At 43.3% G+C, this 25,187-nt stretch carries 18 protein-coding genes and 1 pseudogene; 3 read left to right on the forward strand and 16 right to left on the reverse strand.

The genetic code is table 11. The features are described 5' to 3' along the window. Window positions 1-39: 39 nt before the first annotated feature. The 8 genes and pseudogenes from CXF61_RS09515 to CXF61_RS09550 form a co-directional block, all read right to left on the reverse strand. The gene (locus CXF61_RS09515) at window positions 40-300 is read right to left on the reverse strand and encodes a Txe/YoeB family addiction module toxin (protein ID WP_037025847.1); all 261 of its coding nucleotides are present in this window, start codon (window positions 298-300) and stop codon (window positions 40-42) included. A gap of 119 nt (window positions 301-419) precedes the next feature. Continuing rightward, window positions 420-668, reverse strand: a pseudogene (locus CXF61_RS09520) (type II toxin-antitoxin system Phd/YefM family antitoxin); the annotation flags it as partial. 258 nt (window positions 669-926) lie between these two features. Next, window positions 927-3,560: a Fe/S-dependent 2-methylisocitrate dehydratase AcnD gene (gene acnD, locus CXF61_RS09525; RefSeq protein ID WP_193834212.1), complete on the reverse strand. Its 2,634-nt coding sequence runs from the start codon at window positions 3,558-3,560 to the stop codon at window positions 927-929. Between the two features lie 304 nt (window positions 3,561-3,864). Continuing rightward, window positions 3,865-4,992, reverse strand: a complete 1,128-nt coding sequence (prpC, locus tag CXF61_RS09530; protein WP_165598033.1) for a bifunctional 2-methylcitrate synthase/citrate synthase — start codon at window positions 4,990-4,992, stop codon at window positions 3,865-3,867. A gap of 96 nt (window positions 4,993-5,088) precedes the next feature. Then, entirely contained in the window at window positions 5,089-5,745 is a 657-nt protein-coding gene (locus CXF61_RS09535) for a DUF2059 domain-containing protein (RefSeq protein WP_165598034.1), read from the reverse strand. 100 nt (window positions 5,746-5,845) lie between these two features. Further along, window positions 5,846-6,739 carry a methylisocitrate lyase gene (gene prpB, locus CXF61_RS09540; protein WP_165598035.1) on the reverse strand — a complete coding sequence of 298 codons (894 nt, stop codon included), beginning with the start codon at window positions 6,737-6,739 and terminating at the stop codon, window positions 5,846-5,848. Window positions 6,740-7,111: 372 nt separating this feature from the next. After that, window positions 7,112-8,398: an NRAMP family divalent metal transporter gene (locus tag CXF61_RS09545; protein ID WP_165598036.1), complete on the reverse strand. Its 1,287-nt coding sequence runs from the start codon at window positions 8,396-8,398 to the stop codon at window positions 7,112-7,114. 284 nt (window positions 8,399-8,682) lie between these two features. Continuing rightward, window positions 8,683-9,708 (reverse strand): LysR family transcriptional regulator, encoded by a 1,026-nt coding sequence (locus CXF61_RS09550; protein WP_165598037.1) that lies wholly within the window; start codon window positions 9,706-9,708, stop codon window positions 8,683-8,685. A 233-nt stretch (window positions 9,709-9,941) separates the two neighbouring features. Here CXF61_RS09550 and CXF61_RS09555 point away from each other — a divergent pair, with 233 nt between their 5' ends. Together CXF61_RS09555 and CXF61_RS09560 are read left to right on the forward strand one after the other, a co-directional pair. After that, window positions 9,942-10,970 (forward strand): hypothetical protein, encoded by a 1,029-nt coding sequence (locus CXF61_RS09555; protein WP_165598038.1) that lies wholly within the window; start codon window positions 9,942-9,944, stop codon window positions 10,968-10,970. 162 nt (window positions 10,971-11,132) lie between these two features. Next, window positions 11,133-11,585 carry a hypothetical protein gene (locus tag CXF61_RS09560; protein WP_165598039.1) on the forward strand — a complete coding sequence of 151 codons (453 nt, stop codon included), beginning with the start codon at window positions 11,133-11,135 and terminating at the stop codon, window positions 11,583-11,585. A gap of 169 nt (window positions 11,586-11,754) precedes the next feature. Here CXF61_RS09560 and CXF61_RS09565 read toward each other — a convergent pair whose 3' ends face one another. From CXF61_RS09565 to CXF61_RS09595, 7 genes are all read right to left on the reverse strand, one after another. Further along, a complete protein-coding gene (locus CXF61_RS09565; protein WP_165598040.1) occupies window positions 11,755-12,921 on the reverse strand; it encodes a TauD/TfdA family dioxygenase in 1,167 nt (388 codons plus the stop codon). A 258-nt stretch (window positions 12,922-13,179) separates the two neighbouring features. Beyond that, window positions 13,180-15,960 (reverse strand): phosphoenolpyruvate carboxylase, encoded by a 2,781-nt coding sequence (gene ppc / locus CXF61_RS09570; RefSeq protein ID WP_165598041.1) that lies wholly within the window; start codon window positions 15,958-15,960, stop codon window positions 13,180-13,182. A gap of 160 nt (window positions 15,961-16,120) precedes the next feature. Next, window positions 16,121-17,578: an alanine/glycine:cation symporter family protein gene (locus tag CXF61_RS09575; RefSeq protein WP_165598042.1), complete on the reverse strand. Its 1,458-nt coding sequence runs from the start codon at window positions 17,576-17,578 to the stop codon at window positions 16,121-16,123. A 67-nt stretch (window positions 17,579-17,645) separates the two neighbouring features. Beyond that, window positions 17,646-19,133 (reverse strand): aldehyde dehydrogenase, encoded by a 1,488-nt coding sequence (locus CXF61_RS09580; protein WP_165598043.1) that lies wholly within the window; start codon window positions 19,131-19,133, stop codon window positions 17,646-17,648. Between the two features lie 52 nt (window positions 19,134-19,185). Beyond that, on the reverse strand, window positions 19,186-20,049 hold the full coding sequence (dapA, locus tag CXF61_RS09585) for a 4-hydroxy-tetrahydrodipicolinate synthase (protein WP_165598044.1): 864 nt from the start codon (window positions 20,047-20,049) through the stop codon (window positions 19,186-19,188). A 100-nt stretch (window positions 20,050-20,149) separates the two neighbouring features. Further along, window positions 20,150-21,412: an NAD(P)/FAD-dependent oxidoreductase gene (locus tag CXF61_RS09590; protein WP_160021742.1), complete on the reverse strand. Its 1,263-nt coding sequence runs from the start codon at window positions 21,410-21,412 to the stop codon at window positions 20,150-20,152. Window positions 21,413-21,481: 69 nt separating this feature from the next. Beyond that, window positions 21,482-22,471: a proline racemase family protein gene (locus CXF61_RS09595; protein ID WP_165598045.1), complete on the reverse strand. Its 990-nt coding sequence runs from the start codon at window positions 22,469-22,471 to the stop codon at window positions 21,482-21,484. 234 nt (window positions 22,472-22,705) lie between these two features. Here CXF61_RS09595 and CXF61_RS09600 point away from each other — a divergent pair, with 234 nt between their 5' ends. Then, a complete protein-coding gene (locus CXF61_RS09600; protein WP_165598046.1) occupies window positions 22,706-23,503 on the forward strand; it encodes a helix-turn-helix domain-containing protein in 798 nt (265 codons plus the stop codon). A 42-nt stretch (window positions 23,504-23,545) separates the two neighbouring features. On the opposite strand, the gene CXF61_RS09605 is transcribed toward CXF61_RS09600, so the two are convergent. Beyond that, window positions 23,546-24,811, reverse strand: a complete 1,266-nt coding sequence (locus tag CXF61_RS09605; RefSeq protein ID WP_165598047.1) for a tyrosine-type recombinase/integrase — start codon at window positions 24,809-24,811, stop codon at window positions 23,546-23,548. Between the last annotated feature and the right edge of the window lie 376 nt (window positions 24,812-25,187).

Below are 25,187 nucleotides of genomic sequence, written 5' to 3' on the forward strand. Positions count from 1 at the left end.
TGCCATCAGCAAGTAAACATACATGACTAAGAACGCTCGTTAATAATGATAGCGACAAGAGATAATCGTCAGATAGTTATCATCGACGGCATATACCAACCGATTGGCGTCATCGATGCGTCTTGACCAAAATCCAGATAGGTTTTCTTTTAGGGGTTCAGGCTTGCCAATGCCTTCAAACGGATTACGCTTACATTCGGTGATGAGTTTGTTAATACGCTTGAGTGTCTTCTTATCTTGTGTTTGCCAGTACAGATAGTCTTTCCACGCAGCGTCTGTCCATGCTAGTTGTTCACTCATTGTTAGACCCTTTTCCTTTGAATGGATTACAGTCTTTGAGTTCAAGCACTTTCAATATCGCTATCCGTATGTTCATTATTATCGATGCTACCATTACTTTTATCACTATCTTCTGCCGTATCAATTAGCTCACGCGTAACGGTCTTGCCAGCTTTATATTGGGCAATAGATTCCGCTAAGTGCGCCGCATTGGCAGGAGATTTGAGCAAATAGACGGTTTCCATCAGGCTATTGTAATAATCAAGCGACATCACAACCGCATCATCAGCGTCACGGCGGGTTACGATAGTGGCGTTGGCATCATCGTTTACCGTATCTAAGACGGACTTTAGGTGCTTTCTGGCTTCTGAAAAACTAACAACTCTCATGGCTTACTCCTCTCACGACATACTTCATAACTTGTACAATATATCGTACATATTACGCTATTGGTGAAGCAAACTCAATATTTAGCTATTTTTCAATATTAAGATATAAGTAAGAAGGCTCAGTGTGTAGCGTGCAAACCATGTTTTGAACCAAGCTTTAACATTAGCAAATAAAAGCCGATATCATATAAACAAGTTATACAACATCGGCGACTTTTATACTTTGCTGCTTATCACACTAAAAACTACAGGATAGCCTTAGACAATATCGAGCGTACCTTCGATAAACTCTTTAGCAAAACGCTGTAGCATACCGCCTGCGTTGTACATTTTTACTTCGTCAGCAGTATCTAAACGGCAGATAATTGGCGTCTCAGTAGTGGTGCCATCAGTACGATGAATCACTAACGTCATCAATCCGCCAGCAGAGACTTCGCCCGTTACATCGAAGGTTTCTGTACCATCGATATTTAGCGTATGACGATTGGTGCCTGCTTCGAACTGTAGAGGTAGCGCACCCATACCTACCAAATTTTGACGATGAATACGTTCAAAGTCCTCAGCGACAACGGCTTCCACGCCAGCGAGACGCACACCTTTGGCAGCCCAGTCACGGCTTGAGCCTTGACCGTAGCCATCACCTGCGATGATGATGAGCGGCTGCTCACGGTTCATGTAGGTTTCAATTGCTTCCCACATACGCATGACTTGACCTTCTGGTTCAACGCGCGCCAGTGATCCTTGGATGACTTCACCGCTGTCGTCGAGTACCATCTCGTTTAACAGTTTGGGATTGGCAAAGGTGGCACGTTGCGCGGTTAAATGGTCGCCGCGATGAGTCGCATATGAATTATAGTCCTCAGCAGGCAAGCCCATAGTGTCTAAATACTCGCCAGCTGCCGATGCACCAAGAATAGCATTCGACGGTGACATATGGTCAGTGGTGATGTTGTCACCAAGCACTGCTAATGGACGCATACCTTTTAGTTTGTTCATCGCTGCCATTTTGCCTTCCCAATACGGTGGGCGGCGAATATAAGTGGTCATTTCACGCCAGTCATATAGTGGACTTAACGCCTTACCTGTGTCTTTTTTGGCTTCATCAAACATTGGGATATATACAGCATTGAATTGCTCAGGCTTCACAGCAGCAGCGACGATGGCATCAACCTCATCATCATCAAACCAGATGTCTTTTAGATAGACGTCATTGCCGTTTTGGTCTTTACCCAATGAATCTTTTTCGATATCAAAGCGAATATTACCGGCGATGGCATACGCAATAACAAGCGGCGGCGATGCCAAAAATGCTTGCTTAGCATACGGATGGATACGACCGTCAAAGTTACGGTTACCTGATAATACCGCCGTGGTAAATAGGTCATTATCAATGATTTCTTGCTGGATATCAGGGTCTAATGCACCGCTCATGCCGTTACAGGTCGTACAAGCAAAGCCAACCACGTCAAAGCCGATCTCTTGCAATTCTGGCATCAGACCTGCTTCTTCTAGGTACATTTTGACGGTTTTTGAGCCAGGCGCTAAGGATGACTTCACCCAAGGTTTACGTAATAATCCTTTGGCATTGGCGTTACGAGCAACTAAGCCTGCGGCAACCATGTTGCGTGGGTTTGAAGTGTTGGTACAGCTGGTGATCGCAGCAATAATCACGGCGCCATCTGGCATTAGACCATCTTTTGGCTCTGGTAGTTTTTGATCGGGCGCGTGGGCGATACCTTTGGCAACCAAATCATCAGTTGATACGCGGGCATGTGGACGCGACGGGCCTGCCATATTACGACCGACTGATGACAGATCAAACTCAAGCACACGTGCGTACTCGGCTTTTTCCATGCCGTCAGCCCATAAGCCAGTTTGCTTGGCATACTGCTCAACCAATTTGATTTGCTCTTCACTGCGACCAGTCAGTCGTAGATAGTCAGTAGTTTGCTCATCGATATAGAACATCGCAGCAGTGGCACCATATTCAGGTGTCATATTAGAGATTGATGCACGGTCACCAACGGTCAGCTGACGGGCACCTTCACCAAAGAATTCAATATAAGTAGAGACCACACCTGCATCACGTAAGAACTCAGTCATTGCCAGTACCAAGTCCGTACCGGTAATGCCTTTTTGTAATTTGCCTGTTAATTTAACACCAACGTAATCAGGCAGGCGCATATATGACGGGTTACCTAGCATCACGCTTTCGGCTTCTAGACCGCCGACACCGATTGAGATCACACCTAGGGCATCGACCATCGGCGTGTGACTATCCGTACCGACCAACGTATCGGCAAACGCGACTTCTTCACCCGCTTTATTGTGCACGACCTGTACGACAGGTGACATTTTCTCTAAGTTAATCTGATGCATGATGCCGTTACCAGGCGGTACGACATTCACATTGTCAAAGGCATACTGACACCAGTTGATGAAGTGAAAACGGTCATCGTTGCGGCGCTCTTCAATCGCGCGGTTCTTCTCAAAAGCGTTTTCTTCAAAGCCTGCGTGCTCAACGGCCAATGAATGGTCAACGATAAGCTGAGTTGGCACGATAGGGTTTACCTTGGACGGATCACCGCCTTGCTCAGCGATGGCATCACGCAATCCTGCCAAATCAACAAAGGCCGTCTGACCCAAGATATCATGACAAACGACGCGGGCAGGGTACCAAGGAAAGTCTAGATCTTGCTTGCCTTCGATATGCTGCTTCAGCGCATCGGTCAACTCTTCTGGTGGGCAACGGCGTACTAGGTTTTCACATAATACTTTTGAGCAAAATGGTAGCTTGTCATACGCGCCTGCTTCGATGCTCTCGACGGCCTCACGGGTGTCAAAATAATACAAATCAGTACCGGGAAGTGGCTTTTTGAATTGTTCGTTCATTGGTTGTACTAGGGCGTTGTCCATAAGTCACCTTTGGCTGTTGGCTAATTATAATAAGTAGTTAAGCGTGGATATTAGGTAAAAATTCATTCCTTTAGCAAAATCATCGTTTGCTTTTGTAGGCTTTGCTAAAGAAGCGATATTAAAAAGGTATGGTTTATATAAAGGGTAATAAGCGTATGACGATTAAACCTGAAAAACTCATAGCAAGGCTCAATCATCATACCTATATCAGCTAGCACTGCCGCTAGCTGATAAGATTACTTAGCACAAATCATCTTAATAATTGCTAAATAACAGCCGTTTAACGAGCACTCATATCTGGCACTGGACGCAACTCTTCACCGGTATATTCTGCACTTGGACGAATGATACGGTTATTGGCACGTTGTTCAAACACGTGGGCTGCCCAACCAGTCAAGCGTGAGCAGACAAAGATAGGGGTGAACAGTTTGGTTGGGATACCCATGAAGTGATAGGCAGATGCATGGAAAAAGTCAGCATTACAAAACAGTTTCTTCTCACGCCACATCACTTCTTCACAGCGTACCGAGACGGGGTATAGCACTTCATCACCCACGTCAGCGGCCAGTTTCTCAGCCCAGCCTTTAATCACGACGTTACGCGGATCTGACTCGCTATAGATCGCATGACCAAAGCCCATGATTTTGTCTTTACGCGCCAGCATACCCATCATTTCTTCTTCAGCCTCATCAGGTGAGCTAAAACCTTCAATCATATCCATCGCTGCTTCATTCGCTCCGCCATGCAATGGACCGCGTAGTGAACCGATGGCACCAGTGATACAAGAATGGATATCAGACAAGGTAGATGCACACACACGAGCGGTAAAGGTCGACGCGTTAAACTCATGCTCTGCATAAAGGATAAGCGAGACGTTCATTACTTTTTCGTGCAGCTCGTTTGGTTTTTCGCCTTTGAGCAAATGTAAGAAATGACCACCAATAGTGGCATCATCTGTATCGGTCTCGATACGTACATTGTCGTGGGTAAAACGATACCAATAATTGATAATCGATGGGAAGGCCGCTAGCATACGGTCAGTTTGATCGTTTTGCTGAGCAAAATCGGTTTCGGTCTCAAGGTTGCCAAGCATAGAGCAGCCAGTACGTAGCACGTCCATTGGATGCGCATCAGCTGGGATACGTTCAAGTACGTCTTTTAATGCTTGTGGTAGGCCGCGTAAGCTTTTGAGCTTAGTTTGATAGGCGTCAAGCTCGCTTTGAGTAGGCAAATTGCCGTATAACAGCAAATATGCCACTTCTTCAAAAATACACTTATCTGCCAGTTCTGATACATCATAACCGCGATAGGTCAGACCAGAGCCTGATTTGCCAACGGTAGATAGAGAGGTTTTACCAGCGACTTGTCCACGTAGACCTGCGCCTGAAAGTTCTTTCTGTGCTGCCATGTTTACATTCCTTTTGTTGGTAGCTTTTTTGAGTGAAAACGGTGTTTCTGATAATAAGTTTATTGGTTAATGACTGACTATAGCGCCAGTTTAGCGTTATGCAGGCTGTTCAGGCTGTGGACCGTCTAAATCGACGTTACAACGCTCAAATTCAGCTTCAATAGGGCCATTTAAGACTTCCATCGCGCTGCCTTCGCCTTCAGCATTATTGATCTTCATATACTTGGCACCCAGTGGTGACTCCATAAATGTCTGAATTTCAGTCATTTCTTCTGGGGTAGGGTCAGCCAAAGGCGTTGCTACTTCTTCGCCATTCATGACGCGCAATTGCTCATTGCCAAAAGCAAGCAGTTTTTTACCTACATCCGACGTATAAAAGTCATCTAATTCTTTTAACTCTGCATCGGTAAACTGACTCTTATAAAAACGATCGACTTCCGCTTTACCCAAATCTTTGTCGCGTGACTCGAGGCAGCTGACTTGCTCTTCACTGAGCGCGCCGCTATTGATAATTGGTGCAAACAATAGGCTGTTGACGGTATCTAACGTAATCGTCGTCATGATCAAGTCATTTTGAGCATCAGTCTCTGATGGCGCAGTTTCGCTTTCGCTAACAACAGTCTCGCTCGTATCACTGGTAGTATCGTCGACGTTTTCTGGTGTTTTATCACAGCCCGTCATGAATAACAGCGCCGCTAGCGTGCTACTAAGTAGTGAGGATTTAACAACCGTATGAGCAGTAAAAAATGGCATAAATAACCTAAAGGTAAATAAAGACGGGTTTTGAAACGATAAAGTCCACAAAGGTGGTTTACCGTTTCGGCGTTGCTAATTGGTAATTATTAGTTATTAACTACTTATTATCAGCAAATAGCTTGTCTAGTGTCTGCTCAAACTCATGGTAGTTCAAGAAATCATAGAGCTCCATGCGAGTCTGCATGGTATCGACGACTTTGTCTTGTGTACCATCATCTAACAAATGCTGATAAACGTTCAATGCTGCTTTGTTCATAGCGCGGAAAGCGGATAGTGGATATAGCACCATCTCAACACCCACACTATACAACTGATCAGTGGTATATAGATCTGTCTGACCAAACTCTGTCATGTTTGCCAGTACTGGAATATCGAGTACATCAGTGAACTTACGATACATCTCGATATCGGTTAGCGCTTCTGCAAAGATCATATCTGCACCCGCTTCTTGAAATGCGACGGCACGTTCCACAGCAGCGTCCAAACCTTCTACCGATAAGGCGTCTGTACGAGCCATCACTACAAAGTCAGGGTCAGTCTTTGCGTCCAATGCCGCTTTTAGACGATCAACCATCTCTGAGATACTAACAATTTCCTTGTTAGGGCGATGGCCACAACGTTTTTGCGCCACTTGGTCTTCAATATGTACTGCCGCGACGCCTGCTTTTTCCATTTTTCTGATGGTTTGGGCGATGTTAAACGCACCACCAAAGCCTGTATCAATATCAACCAATAATGGGGTATCGACTGCATCAGTGATACGGCGAGCATCTTCTAGTACGTTATCAAGGCTGGTCATACCGAGATCAGGTAAACCAAATGACGCATTGGCCACGCCAGCACCGGAGAGATACAACGCTTGGTGACCAACTTGGGTCGCCATCATCGCTGTATAGGCATTGATAGCGCCTGCAATCTGTAATGGTTGGTTGTTATCATTTTTTTGAACGAGGGCATTGCGAAAGCGCGCGCCTGCTGAAGATGAAGTCATATGATTGTCCTTGCATAGAGGGAAAATATTCTAATTGTTGTAGCTGATTATACTCAATTATTCATGCCTGAAAAGTTTGGGTTATCAGTTAGTATTTAGTTTCAATAATAATTAAATGTAGTATTTATAATATTATTCATAATTCAAATAGCATTATGCAGTTATTGGTAATTTCCTATGATAAGTATTCATATTGCTTAAAATCATAGCTTTTAGAATCGTCTATTTTTTACATTTAGTTACAATTACTAAAGCTGCCTTGCTTTATTGATATAATTACACTCATTAAAAAGCCCCAACAGCTAGGCTATTAGGGCTTATGTTTCGCTTAAATAAGATTGTTAAGTGCTGAGTCTTATAGTAAGCAAAAGCTTAAGCAAATAGACCTGCAAGATTAGCCAAGAACAATAATGCGAAGCCTGCCAAGAATATTAGACCCGCGATAGACAGAGCATTCATACCTGCTGACAGTTTCTTATGCTTTTTAACCAATGAGTAGTTTAACCAACCAAAAATAGGCGCAGAGACGAACGCCGATATCATGGCAAATTTAAGCATAGCGCCTAGTTGTCCTGTGAAGAAAGTGATAATTACTAGACCACCACCGATAGCATAGGTCGTCCAAAAAGCGATCTGCTTTTTATTGATTTCGCTTTCACCTTTTAGCAGGCGCCAGCATTCAGCATTAGCGCGTCCATAGCCATCAGCACAGGTAATGGTTGTGCCGAACATACACATAAAGGCGACGAAAGCGACCAGCAATCTCGACCATTCACCAATGGTTGCGGTATACATATTGATTAACTGGTTGATATAAGCACCGCCGACCAACTCAATCTCTTGTCCTGATCCGTACTGGACAAACACACCTAACGATAAGAAGAACAACGCCAATATCGCTGATACTGCATAGCCAACGTTAAAATCTAACAAGCCTTGGCTATGCGTGGTGTGATCCGCTTTGACTTTGGCAGAGGTCCACATAGAGGTAATTGCAGCAAACTCAAGCGGTGCTGGCATCCAGCCCATGAGTGCTACGATAAAGCCCAACGTGGCTAAATTCCAAGGAGAGGCCGCCACAAAATCTACTGCCATAACGGTTGGCTTGCCAGCAGCAATGATAACTGCAGCAACGGTTGCCGTGGTAAGCGCAATCATAATCCACTTAGTCACACCATCGAGCAACTTATAATGCCCTGCAATCAAAAAGAACCAAGAGACCGCGACGATAATGAGAGATAACGCCATTGTCGACAGACCAAGTGAGGCTGGCAACATAAAGCCCAAAATTACGGCCGCAATAAGTGAAACCGCACCCGTACTAATAACCGCTGACAAGATAGAAAGAATAAAATATACCCAAAGATATACCTTTGAGCGTTTGGCATAGCCTGCAATCAAACTCTCGCCAGTATCGTAGACGTAGTCAGTTGCAAAGCGAAAAAACGGATACTTAAACACGTTGGCCAATACAATCATAATAGCCAATTGCCAGCCATAGATAGCGCCCGCCTGTGTTGATGAAATCAAATGTGAACCACCAATGGCAGCAGTTGCCATCAAAATGCCTGGGCCAAAGATGCGCCAGCTAAAGCCCTCTTGTTGCGAGGCAACGCTATCGTCAGGGGTACTTGGGTTGTTGAGTTGTTGTGTGGACATGAATACCTCGAAATGGTTAAAACAGCAAATTATCACTTACCTGTGTCAGCTTGCCAATGATCAGAAAAGAACGTCCTATAAACCGTCTAAATATAAAACGATTTAGATCGTATCGACTTTATCACACCAACACTGTCTAGGAGAATGATTATTCTAGTTATTATTACTATTTGTTTGCATTGCTATTCTTGTTAGTTAGCATAATTATAAAATAATATCAATATTTAAAATGAATTATTTTTGGCGGTTCTTTATAACACAATATTCATCGGATATCTGCCCATTTAGGCCTGTGACACAAAATTTTGCTGCCGATAAGTGATGCCGCGCTGTTCGTAGACGTGATAAATGGCTGTGAGCAAGTCAGGTATTTTTGGGTGTACAAAGTCTTTGAGGGTGTGTAAATAAATAGGGGAGGTGACATTTTCATGAACCAAACGTTGGTAGCTGATCTGTTCCGTACGTACGGTTTGCAAGCTGGCAGGCACCAATGTAATGCCTTCGCCTGCCGCGACCAGTCCCAATGCTACCTGCAAATCGCTGACTGTCGTGGTCATAAAAGGCGAGATACCATATTGCGCAAATAGATGTAGTAAAGGCTCAGTAATAGGCTCGTTAGATGCTGCTTCATGAGCAGCAGCACGGTTGACTCTACTTGTAGACAGCTTGTCGTTCGCTTGAGTTGCTGTTTCTGTCGTCACCGTGGACGAGACTGGCAAATGTGTTTGATGGTATAAAATTAAGCGATTGTTCGCTAGGTCTATCAAGCGTTGCTTACGTACATTGGCAAGCGGATGTGATTTTGGCAATGCCACCACATAGCGTTCATGACGTAGCAGGATTTGCTGAATCCATGGGTCTTGATGGGCAAATCGGCCAAAACCAACATCAATCTCACCAGACTTCAGGGCATCCATTTGTTGATATGAGCTAATGTCTTTTAAATTAACGTCGATATCAGGGCTGAACTGTTTAAGCATGGCAATTATTTCAGGCAGCAGGCCGTATAGCACTGAGGGCACAAAACCTATATTTAAAACGCTGCTGGGTGCTGATAGACGCTGAGTCATACTAGTCACAGTTTCAATCTCGGTCAGTATGGTGCTTATTTTATCGTAGAAAAAACTACCCGCTTCAGTCAAATGTAGTGGCCTGTGGTAGCGATCAATAAGCACCACGCCCATATCAGTCTCTAACTGTTTTAGCAATCGACTCAGGCTTGGCTGTGACAGTCCTGTTTTGGTGGCGGCAGCGCTAAAGCTGCGCAAATCTGCAACCGCGATAAACGCATTAAGCTGTTTTAAATCCATACTATTGAGCCTGTCATAGTCTATGCTATCTCTACATAGAACAGTTCTTAAGGTTGATTTATCATATTATTTAGAATAGTTCTTATCAATATTAGCGCTATCCCATAAATTGTGCTTGAAGATAATAGGTCGAGCAACTATATTGTTGGCTAATAACACTGTTACACTATAGTAAGAAAATTCATTCTAGCAATCATTTAACACCAGTAGAAAAACTGGTTTGGTATTATTCTATGAGCGACGAAAAAAAAGACGCTGGCACCGATTTTGATGAAAAATTGGCTAGAATTATTGACCAAAAATCGCGTAAGCGTAATAATAATGACATCTACGAACGCTTTATCAATCGAGTCCATGGTTCTGAAGAGAACGATCAGGCTGCGTTTGAAACACTAGAAAGTGCAAAGAACCTTGCCGCTTTCGAACCCTTGAGCACAGAAGAGTTGCAACTGTTTGAAGATCAAAGCAGTGAGCAAGAGTTATTGCTAGAAACAGAAAATGCTACAGCAGCAAACACTACCTCTGAAGCTTCAGATACAAATGTAGTATTTGAAAATATATCTGAAAATAATGTGCTGAATATCGCTAACGATAGCGACAGTATTAGTATCGATGTCAATGATGTCAATGATGTCAGTTCAGATACAGAGGCCCCAGAATATATAGATCGCAACAATATAGATAGTAGTAATCAAACAGAGTCACCCTCTACGATTGACCATAGTGAATCTGTCATAACTGAGATATCAGATGATGATTCTTTAAACATCCCTTTAGAAATTGAGGATGTGTCTGAATCAGCTATCGAAGAGCCAGTCATAGACAATAAAGTGATCAAAAGCAAGAAACCAATCATGATGGCTATGGTAATTGGTTCAGTAGTATTGATTGCTATTATATTAATACTCGTTTTTTCAGGAGTCTTATCTACTTCGGTGGTTGATAGTATAGACAACAGCACTGACGGTAATGTAGAGACAGACAGTACACCAGCTGTTAGTGCTGATCCAGTACTGTCTACTGACAGTCAAACAACTACGGATGGCGTTGACCCTGTAAGTACGCAACCAGCCACTACTCAGCAAGATACTTTGGACAACAATAGACAGGACCTGCCAGCTGTTAGTGAATCAGTGTCAACTTCTGAAGCTCCTACATCAGAGAATGATGCCGCAGTTATAGCTACTGAAGAAGCTGCTATAACTTATGAAGATTTTAGACAAGAGTCGCAGACTACCTTGTACCGCGAAACCAATGATTAAATGGTTTACGTTTTATACCATTTCAGACAGTTAGATAACCGTCTATCAATTTATTCGAGGCGTTCGTACTAGAAATTGTTGCAACACAATATCAAATTCGTATCATTATGTAAAAGGCATGGTTCTGTGCCATTGATGATATGAATTATATGGTACGTAACTATGAACGACTCAGAAAACGTGAATAATGATATCGAGCCAAAAAGCATCAGACCCCGTAGTCTTGTTCTTGCTATTATCAGTGTCATCTGTATTGTTCTAATATCTGCCTTTTATATGTCTAACCGTATTTCTTCCACGCTATCTCAAGCGTCGACGACTAATAACGGTTTAACAGTCAGCAACATTACTAAAGAGGCTAATGCTAATCAGACTGTACAACAGCATTCGAATAGCCAAAATCAACCTAGAAAATCTATAGTTATTGACGGTCATGAAGATGACACCGCCATTAGCTATCATGATTTCAAGCAAGAAGCGCAAAATGTGCTATTTCGTGAGGAAGAAAAGATTATACAAGCTAAATACAGTGCACATGGTATAACGCCTGCTGTCAGCGCTGAAGACTTTAGAATAGAAGCACATAAAACCTTATATCGTGAATCCAGTTATTAGGGCTACTATTAGCACTATAAGATTATATTGATAGCTATAAGTGAATAAGTGAATAAGTGAATAAGTGAATAATATTAAGCCCCATTTCTCCTCTCTAAACATAAGAGAAGAGGAATGGGGCTTTTTTGTGGGCTTAGTGCTCCATGTTTTAGCTAGCTTATGAATCGGCTTAAGCCAATTGCTTTTTAAGCGTTCGTAAACGGCTTTTAAATTCTGAGCGGTCAACATAACAGCCTTTGAGACGACGCTCCCCAACGTTTTCATCAAATGCGTTACGCCCATGCAGGACTCGGCGGTTATCAAAAACCACCATTTGACCAGCCGCTAGTTTTAACTCAATCTTATAGCGACTGTCTTTTAGTCGGGCCATTAGCTCTCGATAAGCAAGGTAGTAGTCGTACATAACATCACTTGGCAAATCAAAAACATATGCAAGATGCGCGTTGTATTTAATTTCGACAATATTGCCAAAGTTGTCTAGATTGATGATGGGGTGGTGCTCACGGATATCATGGGCGCTGTCATGAAAACGAAAGGGGATAGCATATTTGGCAAGCAAACGAAAATACTCAGGCTGCTCTTCTCGTAACCCTTCTAACACCTTTAGTCCATCCACAAAAGTAGATTCGCCGCCTATACTTTCATTGCTCAAAAAATGCAAAAATTGATAGCCTGGAGGCAGTTCCTGATTGGGCAAGTCGGTATGCAACGGTAATGAGAGCGAGGTATAAGCTAAATTAATCGGCGACTTCTCTGATATGACATCAAAGGTCATGCCAAAATTAGTCTGCCGTAAATAATCGACTCGCATGGCTGTTTGTATGCCAGCGTCAGCGTCGTCTGGCATATTATCAATAATGGTAAGCCCATATTTATCCAGCGCACTCATCCACTCATATAAAACGCTGTCACTGGTCATGATGCTGTGTTGGTCATACATCGGAATGTGGTCAATAAACGTGCCATTCCAGCTTTCATAAGGACTGCTATGATCCTTGGCCAATGCACTAGAATACCCAAACTCACGTAACCAGCTTTGTTCAAAGTGGCTGATATGTGCTTGTTCTGACCATTCAATCGTCAGCGTTGTATCATTAAAAGAAACAGATAGTGGATGGATATCTTTTGAGATACTCAGCAAATCAAAGCTACGCTCGCCAGTGTGCGGATGAAAAGCCGATGGGCAGTTATCACGCAGCCAGATATAGTGGTAGGTGCTGTCAATACCATCATTCCAGCGTATTTGAATGGCGTGATCAATGAGCGCAACGGATTCTATTTGATAGTCAGTTGCTACGGCGATGTCTAGAGATGGCGTTGATTGAGGCGTTTCCATTGGAGCAGACCCTACATATACATGAAGTAAAAATATATTTTACGGTATCTTGTTCGGATCGGTTATTCAAACAATGAATTACGAATCACCTAATAGGCAATATCAATCAACGCAGTACTAAACTGCGATTGATATCTGGTGAGATATTTTTTGAAGGGTTTTGAATAATATTAAGGCTTCGCGAACGAAGCCTTAATATTTAGCGACAATTGATATAAGCGTTCTGTTTATCCGAAAGCTAATTATTGAAAAGCTACCTTAACCAGTATTTCGTAACCCTGCAGCTAGCGCATTGATACTACGGATTAATGGATCTTCTACATTAAGGTCGCCATGTGCCAAATCGTTCGGGGTGTCCTGTTGTCTAGCACGTTTCAACAGCTCAATCTGGATATAGTTAATAGGATCTAGATAAGCGTCTCGCCACTGCAGGGATGAAGCAAGATTCTGCTGATTGGACAATAAAGAGTCTTGCTCAAGCAGAGAGTTTAATCCTGAATTGGTCAGCGCGTATTCATCGGTGACCGATGTCATGATTTTTTCGCGTAACGGCTCATCATCACACAGTTGGCTATAAGCCTCAGCGATATTCATATTGGCTTTGGTAAAGGCCATCTCGATATTACTGATAAATACGCTAAAGAAAGGCCAATGCTGATTCATCTCTTTCATCAATGCTTCGTCTTTTTTGACACTATCTAGCGCACTACCGACGCCATACCAAGCAGGTAAGGTAAAGCGTGCCAGTGACCAGCCAAATACCCAAGGAATCGCTCGCAAGGTGGTCTTACTTGGCAGGCCTTTTTTGCGATGGGCAGGACGTGAGCCAATGTTTAATAACGAGATTTCTTGTACTGGGGTGACCTCGGAGTAGAATTTATAAAACCCTTCGGTATGATCGGTCAGCTCGCGATAACGTTGCTCACCCTCATTTGCTAAGCGTGCAAACAGCGCTTCATAATCTGGCAGCTCAGCAGGTTGCACCACAAACCTTGATGAGCAGGCCTTGAGTGTACCCGTGATGCCCATAGTGAGCTCAAATACAGCGGTATCCGTATTGGCGTATTTGGCATAGAGCACTTCACCTTGCTCGGTCACTTTAACCTGACCATGTAGCGTGCCAGCTGGCTGTGCAGCAATGGCTTTATGCGTTGACCCGCCACCACGGCTTACAGAACCACCGCGACCATGGAACAATCGTGTTTTGATACCATATTGCTCAGCAATGTTATTGATGGTTTGCTGTGCGCTATAAAGCTGCCATGCCGAGGTAATAATGCCGCCATCTTTTGATGAATCTGAATAACCTAGCATGATCTCTTGTGTGTTATCGGTATTTTGTAGCAATCCGCGATACAGTGGATTATCTAACACGGCAGGCAAGATTTTATCAATATTTTTGAGATCTTCGATGGTTTCGAACAACGGTGCGACAGGTAGGTCAGCAGACAACTGACCTTCGTCATCAATTCTGCATAAGCCTGCAAACCGCATGAGCAGCAATACTTCTAGTAGCTGGCTAGCATTATTGGTCATCGAGATAACATAGCTACCAAAAGTAGCCTGTCCCACCAATTTGCGTAGAGTAGCGACCGAATTCATCAGTGATAATTGCTCACGCGTTTTGTCTGTCAGGTTATCAGTATAGATAAGCGGCGTGCCTGGTTTTTCTAGCAAGCGCGTCAACCACTCTTGACGTTCGGTTTCGCTTAGCGTCTGATAATCAGGCAGGTTGGAGGCACTAGCAAAGATATCGGCAATCACTTCGCCATGGTATGACGACTCTTGACGGATATCGAGCGCTGCCAAATGAAAGCCGCAAGTTTTGACCAAACGAATGACATCTAGTAGTAATCCATCGCTGTGTGCCGTATCGTGTGTATTGACACTTTGACGGATAATGCGCAGGTCTTCTAGTAATTCTTCTGGATTGGCATAGGCGTCCTTTTCAGCTTCGATGTCCGTGCCTTTGCTTTGGATGCGGCGATTGGTGGCTTTGACTTTAGTCAGAATGATAGAGAGTAGGCGACGATATGGCTCATTGCCATAGTCATCGAGGTTATAGTCAAACACACGTTGATCGAGCTCATCATAACTTTTGATTTTGGCATATACGTCAGGTGAAACGGTGACAATAGTGTCACTATGAATCAGCTGTCTGCGCAGTTTTTTGAGTAGCACTTGATAGTGACGCAGCACGGTATCCGCATGCATCAATACGGCAAGTTCTGTGGTCTCAAAAGTCACAAAAGGATTGCCATCTCTATCACCACCAATCCATGAACCAAAGCTCATAAATGCAGGCAGTGGATAGTCTGTAAGCTCTGGATAGATATCGACAATGGCTTTTTTGATATTACGATACACTTTAGGAATGGCATTGAACAAACTGGCATTAAAGTAATGCAAGCCATTGTTAATCTCATCATATACCAACGGCTTACGGGTGCGCACTTCGTCAGACGACCATAATAGATCAATCGTTTGCGCCGTTTGTTCTTTAGCTTGCTCGTAGGCGAAGCTGTTTTCAGACACGTTGTTTAAAGCGTCGCTATGCGTGAATAGACTTTGTAAGATATTCATCGTTGTACGGCGACGCGCTTCGGTAGGATGCGCCGTAAATACAGGTGTAAACTTTAGCTGATCAATCAGCTCTTGCATTTGAGCAGGCTCGATATTGCGCTCACGACACTCAAGTAAGGTACGACGAAATGATCCTTCCCAGCTTTGCTCAGACTGCATACGCTGCGCATGACGCTGCTCACGCAAGTAATTCTCTTCGCTTAGATTGGCTAGGAAAAAATAGATAGAAAAGCCGCGTATGACGTTTTTTAAGGTTTGATTGTCCAAAGAAGCAATAAAATCGATAAGCTGCTGTTTATGTGCCTCATTCGGCTCACGGCGCTGTTGAATAAAGCCTTTGCGTAGCGTCTCAATCGTATCTAGCGTCTGCTCACCAGATTGGCGAGAAATAGCATCACCTAATAATGAACCCAACAAGCTGGTGCGTTTACGTAGTACGTTGTTATCTAGTTTCATCTTCAACCTTCCTATCAAATGAGTGGATACAATACTATGGTTATCTTATACGTAATATCCTTATGGTTTTTTGCAATTTAACATAAATAGGTGAGGCCTGCTTGATGTTGATAGCAAATTTTTTACTAGTAGATACTGGCAGACCTCTAATGCACTATTATTAGAGCGATTTTTTATGACCATGCTCATTGCTATATTCTATCCAAAAGTCCGCATTATCTACTCCAGCCTTTCTAGGGTCAAAGACAGGGTTTATACCTAATTTCATCTGCTCGTCGTAGTCTTTTAGAACTTTTAGAGCAACTTTACTTAGCAGTAAAATGGCAATGAAATTTAAGTAGCACATACTACCAAACCCTATATCACCTAACGCCCACATCATACCAATCGACTGGACACTACCAGTGAAACAAACGATTAAAAATACCAGTTTGAGTACATGTTTGAGAATGGGGTAGCGCAGTTTATTGTCCAAATAGACCAACGTAGTTTCGGCAATATAGTAATAAGCAACCAAGCAGGTGAAGGCGAATAAAAAGATAGCAATCGCAACAAAGCCACTTCCATACTGGCTAAAGACAGTAGAGACAGCCGCTTGGGTAAATGCCGTACCAGCTTCAACACCAGGCATATTATCAACTAGGGTTACACCTTCAGGGGTCACCACGTTATACATGCCAGTTGATAGGATCATTAGCGCTGTTGCAGTACAGACAAGCACCGTATCGATGTAGATAGAGAAGCTTTGCACTAAGCCTTGTTTAGCAGGATGTGATACTTCGGCTGCCGCTGAGCTAAAGGTCGCCTCGCCAGCACCCGCAACGTTTGAGAAAACAGCACGGCGTACGCCCCAAGAGATTGCGGTCCCAACCATACCACCAAACACTGCATCAATACCAAAAGCGCTCTTAAAGATAAGTGCAAACATTGCAGGGATATTTTGAGCGTTAAATGCCAATACAATCACCATCATAAGAATATAACCGATTGCCATGACAGGTACGACTTTTCCTGCAAAATTAGCAATACGCTTTACACCGCCAAAAATAATGATACCTAAGAGTACGACAAGGATAATTCCTGTTACAACGGGCGGTATATTAAATGCTGTATTAAAAGAGTCCGCAATGGTATTGGCCTGAACACCAGGCACTAACACGCCGTAAGATAGACAGGTCACGATAGCGACGATGATAGCAAAAGGTTTTAGCTTTAATCCTCTTTCAATATAAAAAGGGGAGCCGCCACGATATTGATCACCGACCTTATGTTTGTATACCTGCGCTAAGGTAGACTCAATAAAAGCGCTAGCACCACCTAACACACCCATGAAAATCATCCAAAATACCGCCCCAGGGCCACCTGCTGCGATGGCTGTTGCCACCCCAGCGATATTACCCACACCAATACGTCCTGATAGCGCCATACAGAAAGCTTGGAAGGAACTAATCCCTGCTGATGAGCTTTGTTTGTCGAACAACAGACTAATCATTTCTTTGAAATAACGGATTTGTACGGCGCGAGTCATAATCGTAAAATATATGCCGACGCCTAACGCAAGATAGACCAGGGCGTCACTCCAAATATACCCGACGATAGTATTGATGATATTTTCCATAACTTTACTTCCTTGTAATGTTTTTGGTTATGCTGACTTGGGCGTGGATAGCGGACAATGTCAGTTTTTAGTTCACCAACCAGATAGTTTTGGTTTGGGTATACTGGGACAACGCCTCTAAGCCATTGTCACGACCGCCGAAGCCAGATTGTTTATAACCACCAAAAGGTGTCGTAATATCGCCCTCAGAAAAACCATTAATCGAGACGGTACCAGCTTTAATAGCGGATGCCACGCGGAATGCGCGATGGATATTTTGTGTATAAAAGGAAGCGGCAAGCCCATAATTACTCTGATTGGCGAGCTGAATAGCTTCTTCTTCGGTTTCAAAACTTGTGACAGCTAAAAGTGGACCAAAAACTTCTTCTTTAAACAGCGTCATATCCGGGCTGACATTATCAAAGATGGTAGGCTCGATATACCAGCCACTACCGAGTTCATCGTGGATACGTCCACCTGCGATCAAACGAGCACCCTCCGTTTTTGCAGTATTGAGATGTGATATTACTTTCTCAAAATGCGCTTTTTCGATCATTGGGCCAATAGCGACCTCGGGATTGTGAGGATGACCAACCTTCCAAGACTGAAGACCTTCTTTTAATAGCGTTAACAAGGCTTCTTTTTGGCTAGAGTGGACAAGTAGACGTGAACCACAGCTACAGTTTTCGCTCATATTCCAAAAGGCAGAGGATAAAATATGCTCGATGGTTTGTTCGTTGATAATGGCATCTGCAAAGACGATTTGAGGGCTTTTGCCACCACACTCTAAGACGACTTCCTTGAGGTTGCTTTGTGCAGAGTACTGTAGAAACAGTCGACCGACTTCGGTTGATCCTGTAAAAGAAACCATATCAACATCCATATGCTGACCGAGTGCCGCACCTACTTCTTCCCCAAGCCCACAGACTAACTGCAACGCCGCCTTTGGCACGCCAGCCTCGTACGCCAATTGTGTTAATCGATATGCTGAGAGCGAGGTTAATTCAGCCGGTTTAACAATGACTGAGTTGCCAGTTATTAATGCGGGTGCAACTTTCCATGCATACATTTGTGCTGGGAAATTCCATGGTAGTACTGCACCCACTACACCAATAGGCTCTTGTACTACAAGGCCTAGTGCATCAGCACCAGTAGGAGCAACCTTGCCAAAAACTTTATCAGCCGTTTCGGCGTACCATTCAAAGGTTTCAATCGTAGCGGGTAGGTCAGTGTTGAGACATTCTGTAATAGGCTTGCCTGCATCGACGCAATCTAGGGCAGCTAACTCATCCATATGCTCATGCATCAATTGACACCAGCGCTGCATGATAGCTTTGCGCTCTGCAGGAGACATCCGTCGCCACTCGCCATGTTCAAAAGCGTCTCGGGCTGCCGCGACCGCCGTATTAACATCTTGCCGACTTCCATTAGCAATGCTACCTATGCAGGTATTATCAATAGGGCTGTAGTTAGGGAGTGTTGTCTCAGGTACTGGTGCTGTGGTATCTATTAAATGGCCTGCCCAAAGCTGTTGGTTGCTGGCGAGTTCGAAGACTTGTGCTGTGGTCATACTCATTAGATTGTCCTTTTCTATACAATGGTAGGAATGATAAGAATGGTGCGATGTATCAAGACAGAAGTGCTAAAAATGACTGAGTCTCTTCTTTTGACATATCAGTCAAAGGTAGTCGTACTGACCCAATATTGATGCTCCCGTTAATGCAGCCTGCTTTGGCTTTTTGGTTATAGTTTCCAGACTCCATAGAGTGGATAGCAGGATACATGGCTGTCATTAGTTCTTTAGCACGGTTCCAATCGCCTTTTTGTGTGGCTTCAAACAATGCGACTTGTTCTGCTGGAAATACGTTAGCCGCACCAGCGATCCAGCTCTTAGCACCCCAAAAGAAGAAATCTACTGGTTGGTCGTCACAACCACAAACCACTTCAAAGTTTTCAAAATCAGCCTGTAGCATACGTAATGCATGGCTAAAATCGCCGCTGCTTTCTTTGACACCTACAATATTGGGATGTTTGGATAAATGCGCGACGGTTTCAAACTCAATGCTTACACCGACGCGTGCTGGAAAATTGTACATAATGATAGGTAAGTCAGTGGCATCAGCGACGGTTTCAAAATGCGCAATAATACCGTCTTGGTCTGGTAGGCTATACGGATTGGCTGATAACATTAAGCCGTCGTAGCCCAAGTTTTTGGCTTGGTGAGCAAGTTCGATAGAATGATTGGTCGATAAACTGTTGATACCTGCAATTAGAGTGACTTTGCCTTTGGCAGCGTCAGCGATAGTGGTCAAAACCAGTTCACGCTCTGCAGGCGAGAACGTGTAGTATTCACCCGTTGTACCGCAAGCTACGATTCCGGTAACGCCTTTTTCTACGAATACATTGACCAGTTCGGTTAACTTTTGAGTATCGATATCTCCATTAACATCGAAAGGAGTAACGATAGGGACTAAAACGCCATGAATGTTCATATAAATATCCTTATTTGGAAGTAAAAGCCGTTAGTAAGCCATGAGCTATTAGCGACGTTGTTGGTTCTATGAGTTGTCATAGAGATAAAATGTTCGATTATTATTTAAAAGATTTACGTTTGAAGCGGTTTAGACGATAGGCAGTAGGATCTACCATGGCAGTATCGCCAAAATACAAAGCCGCGATCATCTGTGCGCTTACGACAGCTTGGGTCAGACCTAGATGCTGATGACCAAAGTTTAAAAAGACTGAATTACGTCTATCTATGACAGGTAGTGAGTCTGCTGTAGAAGGTCTAAACCCCATCCATTGCGTATTGCTGTCACTATCTAGTGGGATCTTTAGCATTGCTTGAGCTTGTTTCAACAGCATATTCGCACGGTTCATGTTTGCTGGCGCCTCAAGCCCTGCATACTCAACAGTGCCAGCCAAGCGCAGCCCTTTTTCCATTGGTGTCATAATAAAGCGGCGATCCATGCTAGAAATAGGGATGGTAAGACGCTGACTTTCGTTAGGAAGCATCAGGTGATAGCCTCGCTCTGTATCCATTGGTACTGAGACGCCTGTTAGCTGTTTGGCTAAGGCTTTAGAATGCGCCCCTGCGGCGAGCATAATTTTGCTGGCATGAAGCTGCTTTTGTGTCGTCGTCAAACGAATACCATCAGTTATTACTTCCGCGCTCAGAACACGGCAATTTTCATAAATCTGACCACCAAGCGATCTAAAAATAGTACTTAATTTATGGGTAATGGCTTCTATATTGGTGATATGACCTGTCTCTGGAAAAAACAAAGCACCCAATTGATTGTCTTTTAACGCAGGCTCAAGATCTGTCAGTGCTGATTGTGAGAGTAGGTTGTTAGAAACCCCTAAACGGTTTAAGCGTTGGCCGTGTTCAGTCAGCACTTTTAGGCTGTTGGGCGTCTCTGCGGTTAATACAGATCCTTGTATTTGTACCCAAGAATGTAATTGCCACTCTTTGGTAAAATCTTGCCAAGCTTGAAGGCTCTGTGCATTTAATGCCAAAAGCGCTTGGTGACTGCGTGCAAATGGTTCGGTACGCATATTAAGTAATAACTTGAAGGCCCATGGTGCTAAGCGTGGAAGGTAGCGCCAATCTATACGCAGAGGTCCTTCAGGGTTGAGTAGCATGGCAGGAACATGTCGTAAGATACTGGCATCAGCGATAGGGAAAACCTGTTCAGTGGCAATGTGACCTGCGTTGCCATAAGTTGCACCGCGACCGATTTTATCGGCTTCCAAAATCGCAACTTTTACCCCGCGAGACTGTAGGGTAACCGCAGCACATAGCCCGATAATGCCACCACCGATAATATGTATATCAAACACTTGTGTGTCCATGAGACTCTCGCTTTTCTGACCTTACTGAGCAGTGATTGGTTGCGTTCTAGAAGCCATACAAACGGGTATTTATAAAGAAATACCCCATTTGAATGGATCGCTGTCTTGAACGATGAGAGAGGTCTCTGCACATACGTAGGCGTACCCTCGGATCGTGGGGATAATAGTATTGATAGGGTGGTTATGAAGAGGGTTATGATTACTAAGCACATCAATAGGCTGATAGCTGGCACTAAAGACACTGCCAATGATGCTTTGCTGATACCAAGTCTCACCAGGTGCGAGTACATTGTCGGCGGCTAAGCAAGCCAATTTGGCACTGGTTCCAGTACCACAAGGAGAGCGATCGTAGGCAGATCCAGGGCATAATACGAAGTTTTTGCTGTTAGTGCCGGTGAGATCGCTCTTGCCAAACAGTTCTATATGATCAATTTCGCCATTGTTAGCACCCATAATTCCAGACTTATGAAGTGCTTCCTTAATCTGTATGCTAAATTGAGTAAGCGCCTCAACATTATTGGCTTCAATAGCTTGCTTATGATCGTTGACTAAGAAAAACCAATTACCACCCCAAGCAATATCTCCATAGATAGGACCGATATTGGGTACTTGAACTTCTACTTGTTTTTGGTAGCGATAAGAGGGGATATTCTGGACGCTACAACTACCATCATCATGCAAGGTTGCTTTAACTAGGCCTACGCTTGTTTCTAGATAGTGATCACCAGCGGTTATCTTTTGTCGATAAGCTAGAGATGCAATAACGCCGATAGTGCCATGGCCACACATACCTAAATAGCCATGATTATTAAAGAAGATCACGCCAGCCGTGGCACGAGGATCAGAAGGCGGGCACAAAAGCGCTCCGACAAGCACGTCATTACCACGAGGTTCTAGGATAATACTTTGACGTAAATGATCGAAATTCTGTTTGAAGTCTTGAAGTTTTTCTTGAATAGATTGCCCACTAAGCTCAGGAAATCCTGCATACACCATACGAGTAGGTTCACCGCCAGTATGCGAATCAATAATCTTAAGAGTGAAAAGCGTATCAAACATGACTGCCTACCTGATTCATCCGTGAGTTAATATACTGTTAGCGTTATTCATAAATGAACAAGGCGTAAATATAGAATGACGTTTTTCAGAAAAGCAGTCTTGATGTTTTTATATGAATAAATGCGCATTTCTGCACAGGTTATAAAGATATTTAGGAGTATAAATATGGTGTAGTACCCTAAAATACCTGAAAAGCTCAACAACAAGCTTGAGATGCTATATGGGAATATACCGATGCGGCCGTTAGTATTAGAAGCACCTACAAAACAACTGTCAAAACACCTACAGACTTATCAACCAGCCAATTTTGATGAGTTTGTTGGCAATATATCGTTATTGATGCCTCTGTTTGATATTATGAAAAATGTGGTGTTTTTTGTTAAAGATGATCAAGCATGCTATCGATTAGTCAGTAAAACGCTCATTAGACGTAGCGGGCTTAAAAACAAAAAAGCACTAATAGGACTGACTACAGAACAAGTCTTTCTGGAGTCTCAGGGCAAGGATTATCTCAATCAGGATCTTAGAGTGTTAAGGGAAGGCAGGGAGATTATTGATAAGTTAGAACTACATAGTTATGCATCAGGACAGCTAGGATGGTGTATCACGCAAAAAACCCCCGTCTATGATGTAGAAAATCATATTGTAGCGATGGTAGGTATATCAGTAGATATTGATGAAGATAACGAGCGGATATTACGTAAGCACGCTCGGTTGGCAAGCGTAGATCAATACGTACGAGACAATCTTGATCAAAAAATTAAGATTTGCCAATTGGCGAAATTGGCAAATCTTAGTCAATCGCAATTGGAGCGTACCTTCAAAGCAGTGCTCAATATGTCACCCATTCAGTTTGTACAAAAAATGCGCTTAGAGCATGCCATTCGACTATTAGCGAATCATAAGCTAACAGTAACTCAAGTCTCCTTAAACTGTGGATACGGTGATCATAGCGCCTTTAGTCGACAGTTTAAGCAGTTTACTGGCATGTCTCCTGTGAACTTCCGTAAAATACATTTCAAAGAGCCATAAATAAGTGCAAAAAAATATGGTTTTTGACTCTAAAATAACTCTCTAACGACTCCGAAGATTATCTATATAATCTGCCCAATCTTGCATCATCTGTACCCTAGTATCGATTTCATCGAGTCTGTTGTAAGCCCCGCCATGTGTGTCTTTGATTCGATGACCTAGCTGTAGTTCTGTGACGATGTCAGAATAGCGTAGCTCAGGCTGTTCCATAAGCAAGGTTTTAGCCGATGCTCGAAATCCATGCGCACATTGCACGTCTTTATATCCAAGTCGGTGGAATATCTGTACCAACGTCGCCTTACTGATATAGGCATTGCTTGAACCGCGCATCGACGCAAATACATGTTCCTTATGCCCAGTAATTGATTGGATGTTTCGTAATCGCGCGATTACTTGTGTGGCTAAAGGAACAACTAAGTGCGAGACCATATCGTCACGACCTTCGCCTTTGGTCGGGGAGAATGCCCATGTATTGTTGTCCCAATCAATGTCACCCCAACGCATTGAGCGCAGATCGATGCTACGTACAAACACGTAAGGTAATAAGTTCATCGCCTCTAATGTAATCTTACTTGCACCTCTAAAATTCGACATATCCTTTAAGAGAGTCGCAAATTGGTCTGGCTTGGTGATGGCAGGCAAGTGATTGCCTGAATTGGCAGGTGCAAGCTCACCACGGGTATCAATTGCCACATTTCTATCGCACAACCCTCGAGCAACAGCGAATGAAAATACCTTTTCAGTATACAGACGAGTGCTTGCACCAACGAAAGTCGCTTGGTTTTCATTGTTTTGAATCGACTCACACACACTTAGTATCATCTCGCTGGTGATATCGTCCATTCTTAAATCACCAATTTCTTGGCACATATATCCTAGGCATAAATCCCAGAACTTAAGGGTTGACTCACTGTATGACGGTTTTTTAGATTTACTTTGATTGCGACCTGCTGTTTTGTGTTCTCGCCATGCTTGAGCAATGTCATAAAATGGTGCGTTTTTTAGGTGAGTATATTTATTGGTTTGCTCTTTTTGCTGAATAGCTTTAGGGTCAGAGCCTTTTGCGACCATATCAAGAATGGTGTCTGCTTTATACTTAACCTCATGGAAACTGACATCCTCAATCTTACCCAACATCATCCTAGGACGTTTGCCCTCGATATGCGGATGGGAATAACGTAAGTAGTATTCCTTTTTGCCATTTGGATAAATACGCAGACTTAGGCCAGCCACACCTGAGATACTGACAGAATAATCTTTGTCTCGGCATTCAAGCTTATTGATATCGTTTGCAGTGTCGATAGCCATAATGTACATCCGTCATATGATAATTAAGGTTAATGATAGGTTTATGATTAATGACTTATAAAAAGTCTCTTCTGTAGAAAACTATAGAATTATTGGACACTGTCATGGACACTGTCATGGACACTGGTATTCGTTATTATTATTAGTAAATCCTTATATAATAATACTTTTAATATTAAATTATCCCCAAGGTTCACTTGGGGATAATTATAGCATAGTGGCCAAATAGTGAGTAGGCCATACGCTGAATGGGTTACACGGCATTTCTACCAGTTATTTCGATACATAGTTAAATGCGATTATCGTTTCCATGATTGATTCGGCAAGGAGTTGAGCATATTCTCTACAAAACACATGCTCCTGTACTCGCACAGAA

Origin of the sequence: Psychrobacter sp. 4Dc, from assembly GCF_002836715.1 — a bacterium.
GTDB lineage: Bacteria > Pseudomonadota > Gammaproteobacteria > Pseudomonadales > Moraxellaceae > Psychrobacter.

Excerpts from the sequence above, each read along its gene's own strand:
- CXF61_RS09515 (WP_037025847.1), bottom strand. The coding sequence starts at position 300 with ATGAGTGAACAACTAGCATGGACAGACGCTGCGTGGAAAGACTATCTG.
- acnD (WP_193834212.1), bottom strand. The coding sequence starts at position 3,560 with ATGAACGAACAATTCAAAAAGCCACTTCCCGGTACTGATTTGTATTAT.
- prpC (WP_165598033.1), bottom strand. The coding sequence starts at position 4,992 with ATGGCAGCACAGAAAGAACTTTCAGGCGCAGGTCTACGTGGACAAGTC.
- CXF61_RS09535 (WP_165598034.1), bottom strand. The coding sequence starts at position 5,745 with ATGCCATTTTTTACTGCTCATACGGTTGTTAAATCCTCACTACTTAGT.
- prpB (WP_165598035.1), bottom strand. The coding sequence starts at position 6,739 with ATGACTTCATCTTCAGCAGGCGCGCGCTTTCGCAATGCCCTCGTTCAA.
- CXF61_RS09545 (WP_165598036.1), bottom strand. The coding sequence starts at position 8,398 with ATGTCCACACAACAACTCAACAACCCAAGTACCCCTGACGATAGCGTT.
- CXF61_RS09550 (WP_165598037.1), bottom strand. The coding sequence starts at position 9,708 with ATGGATTTAAAACAGCTTAATGCGTTTATCGCGGTTGCAGATTTGCGC.
- CXF61_RS09555 (WP_165598038.1), top strand. The coding sequence starts at position 9,942 with ATGAGCGACGAAAAAAAAGACGCTGGCACCGATTTTGATGAAAAATTG.
- CXF61_RS09560 (WP_165598039.1), top strand. The coding sequence starts at position 11,133 with ATGAACGACTCAGAAAACGTGAATAATGATATCGAGCCAAAAAGCATC.
- CXF61_RS09565 (WP_165598040.1), bottom strand. The coding sequence starts at position 12,921 with ATGGAAACGCCTCAATCAACGCCATCTCTAGACATCGCCGTAGCAACT.
- ppc (WP_165598041.1), bottom strand. The coding sequence starts at position 15,960 with ATGAAACTAGATAACAACGTACTACGTAAACGCACCAGCTTGTTGGGT.
- CXF61_RS09575 (WP_165598042.1), bottom strand. The coding sequence starts at position 17,578 with ATGGAAAATATCATCAATACTATCGTCGGGTATATTTGGAGTGACGCC.
- CXF61_RS09580 (WP_165598043.1), bottom strand. The coding sequence starts at position 19,133 with ATGAGTATGACCACAGCACAAGTCTTCGAACTCGCCAGCAACCAACAG.
- dapA (WP_165598044.1), bottom strand. The coding sequence starts at position 20,049 with ATGAACATTCATGGCGTTTTAGTCCCTATCGTTACTCCTTTCGATGTT.
- CXF61_RS09590 (WP_160021742.1), bottom strand. The coding sequence starts at position 21,412 with ATGGACACACAAGTGTTTGATATACATATTATCGGTGGTGGCATTATC.
- CXF61_RS09595 (WP_165598045.1), bottom strand. The coding sequence starts at position 22,471 with ATGTTTGATACGCTTTTCACTCTTAAGATTATTGATTCGCATACTGGC.
- CXF61_RS09600 (WP_165598046.1), top strand. The coding sequence starts at position 22,706 with ATGCGGCCGTTAGTATTAGAAGCACCTACAAAACAACTGTCAAAACAC.
- CXF61_RS09605 (WP_165598047.1), bottom strand. The coding sequence starts at position 24,811 with ATGGCTATCGACACTGCAAACGATATCAATAAGCTTGAATGCCGAGAC.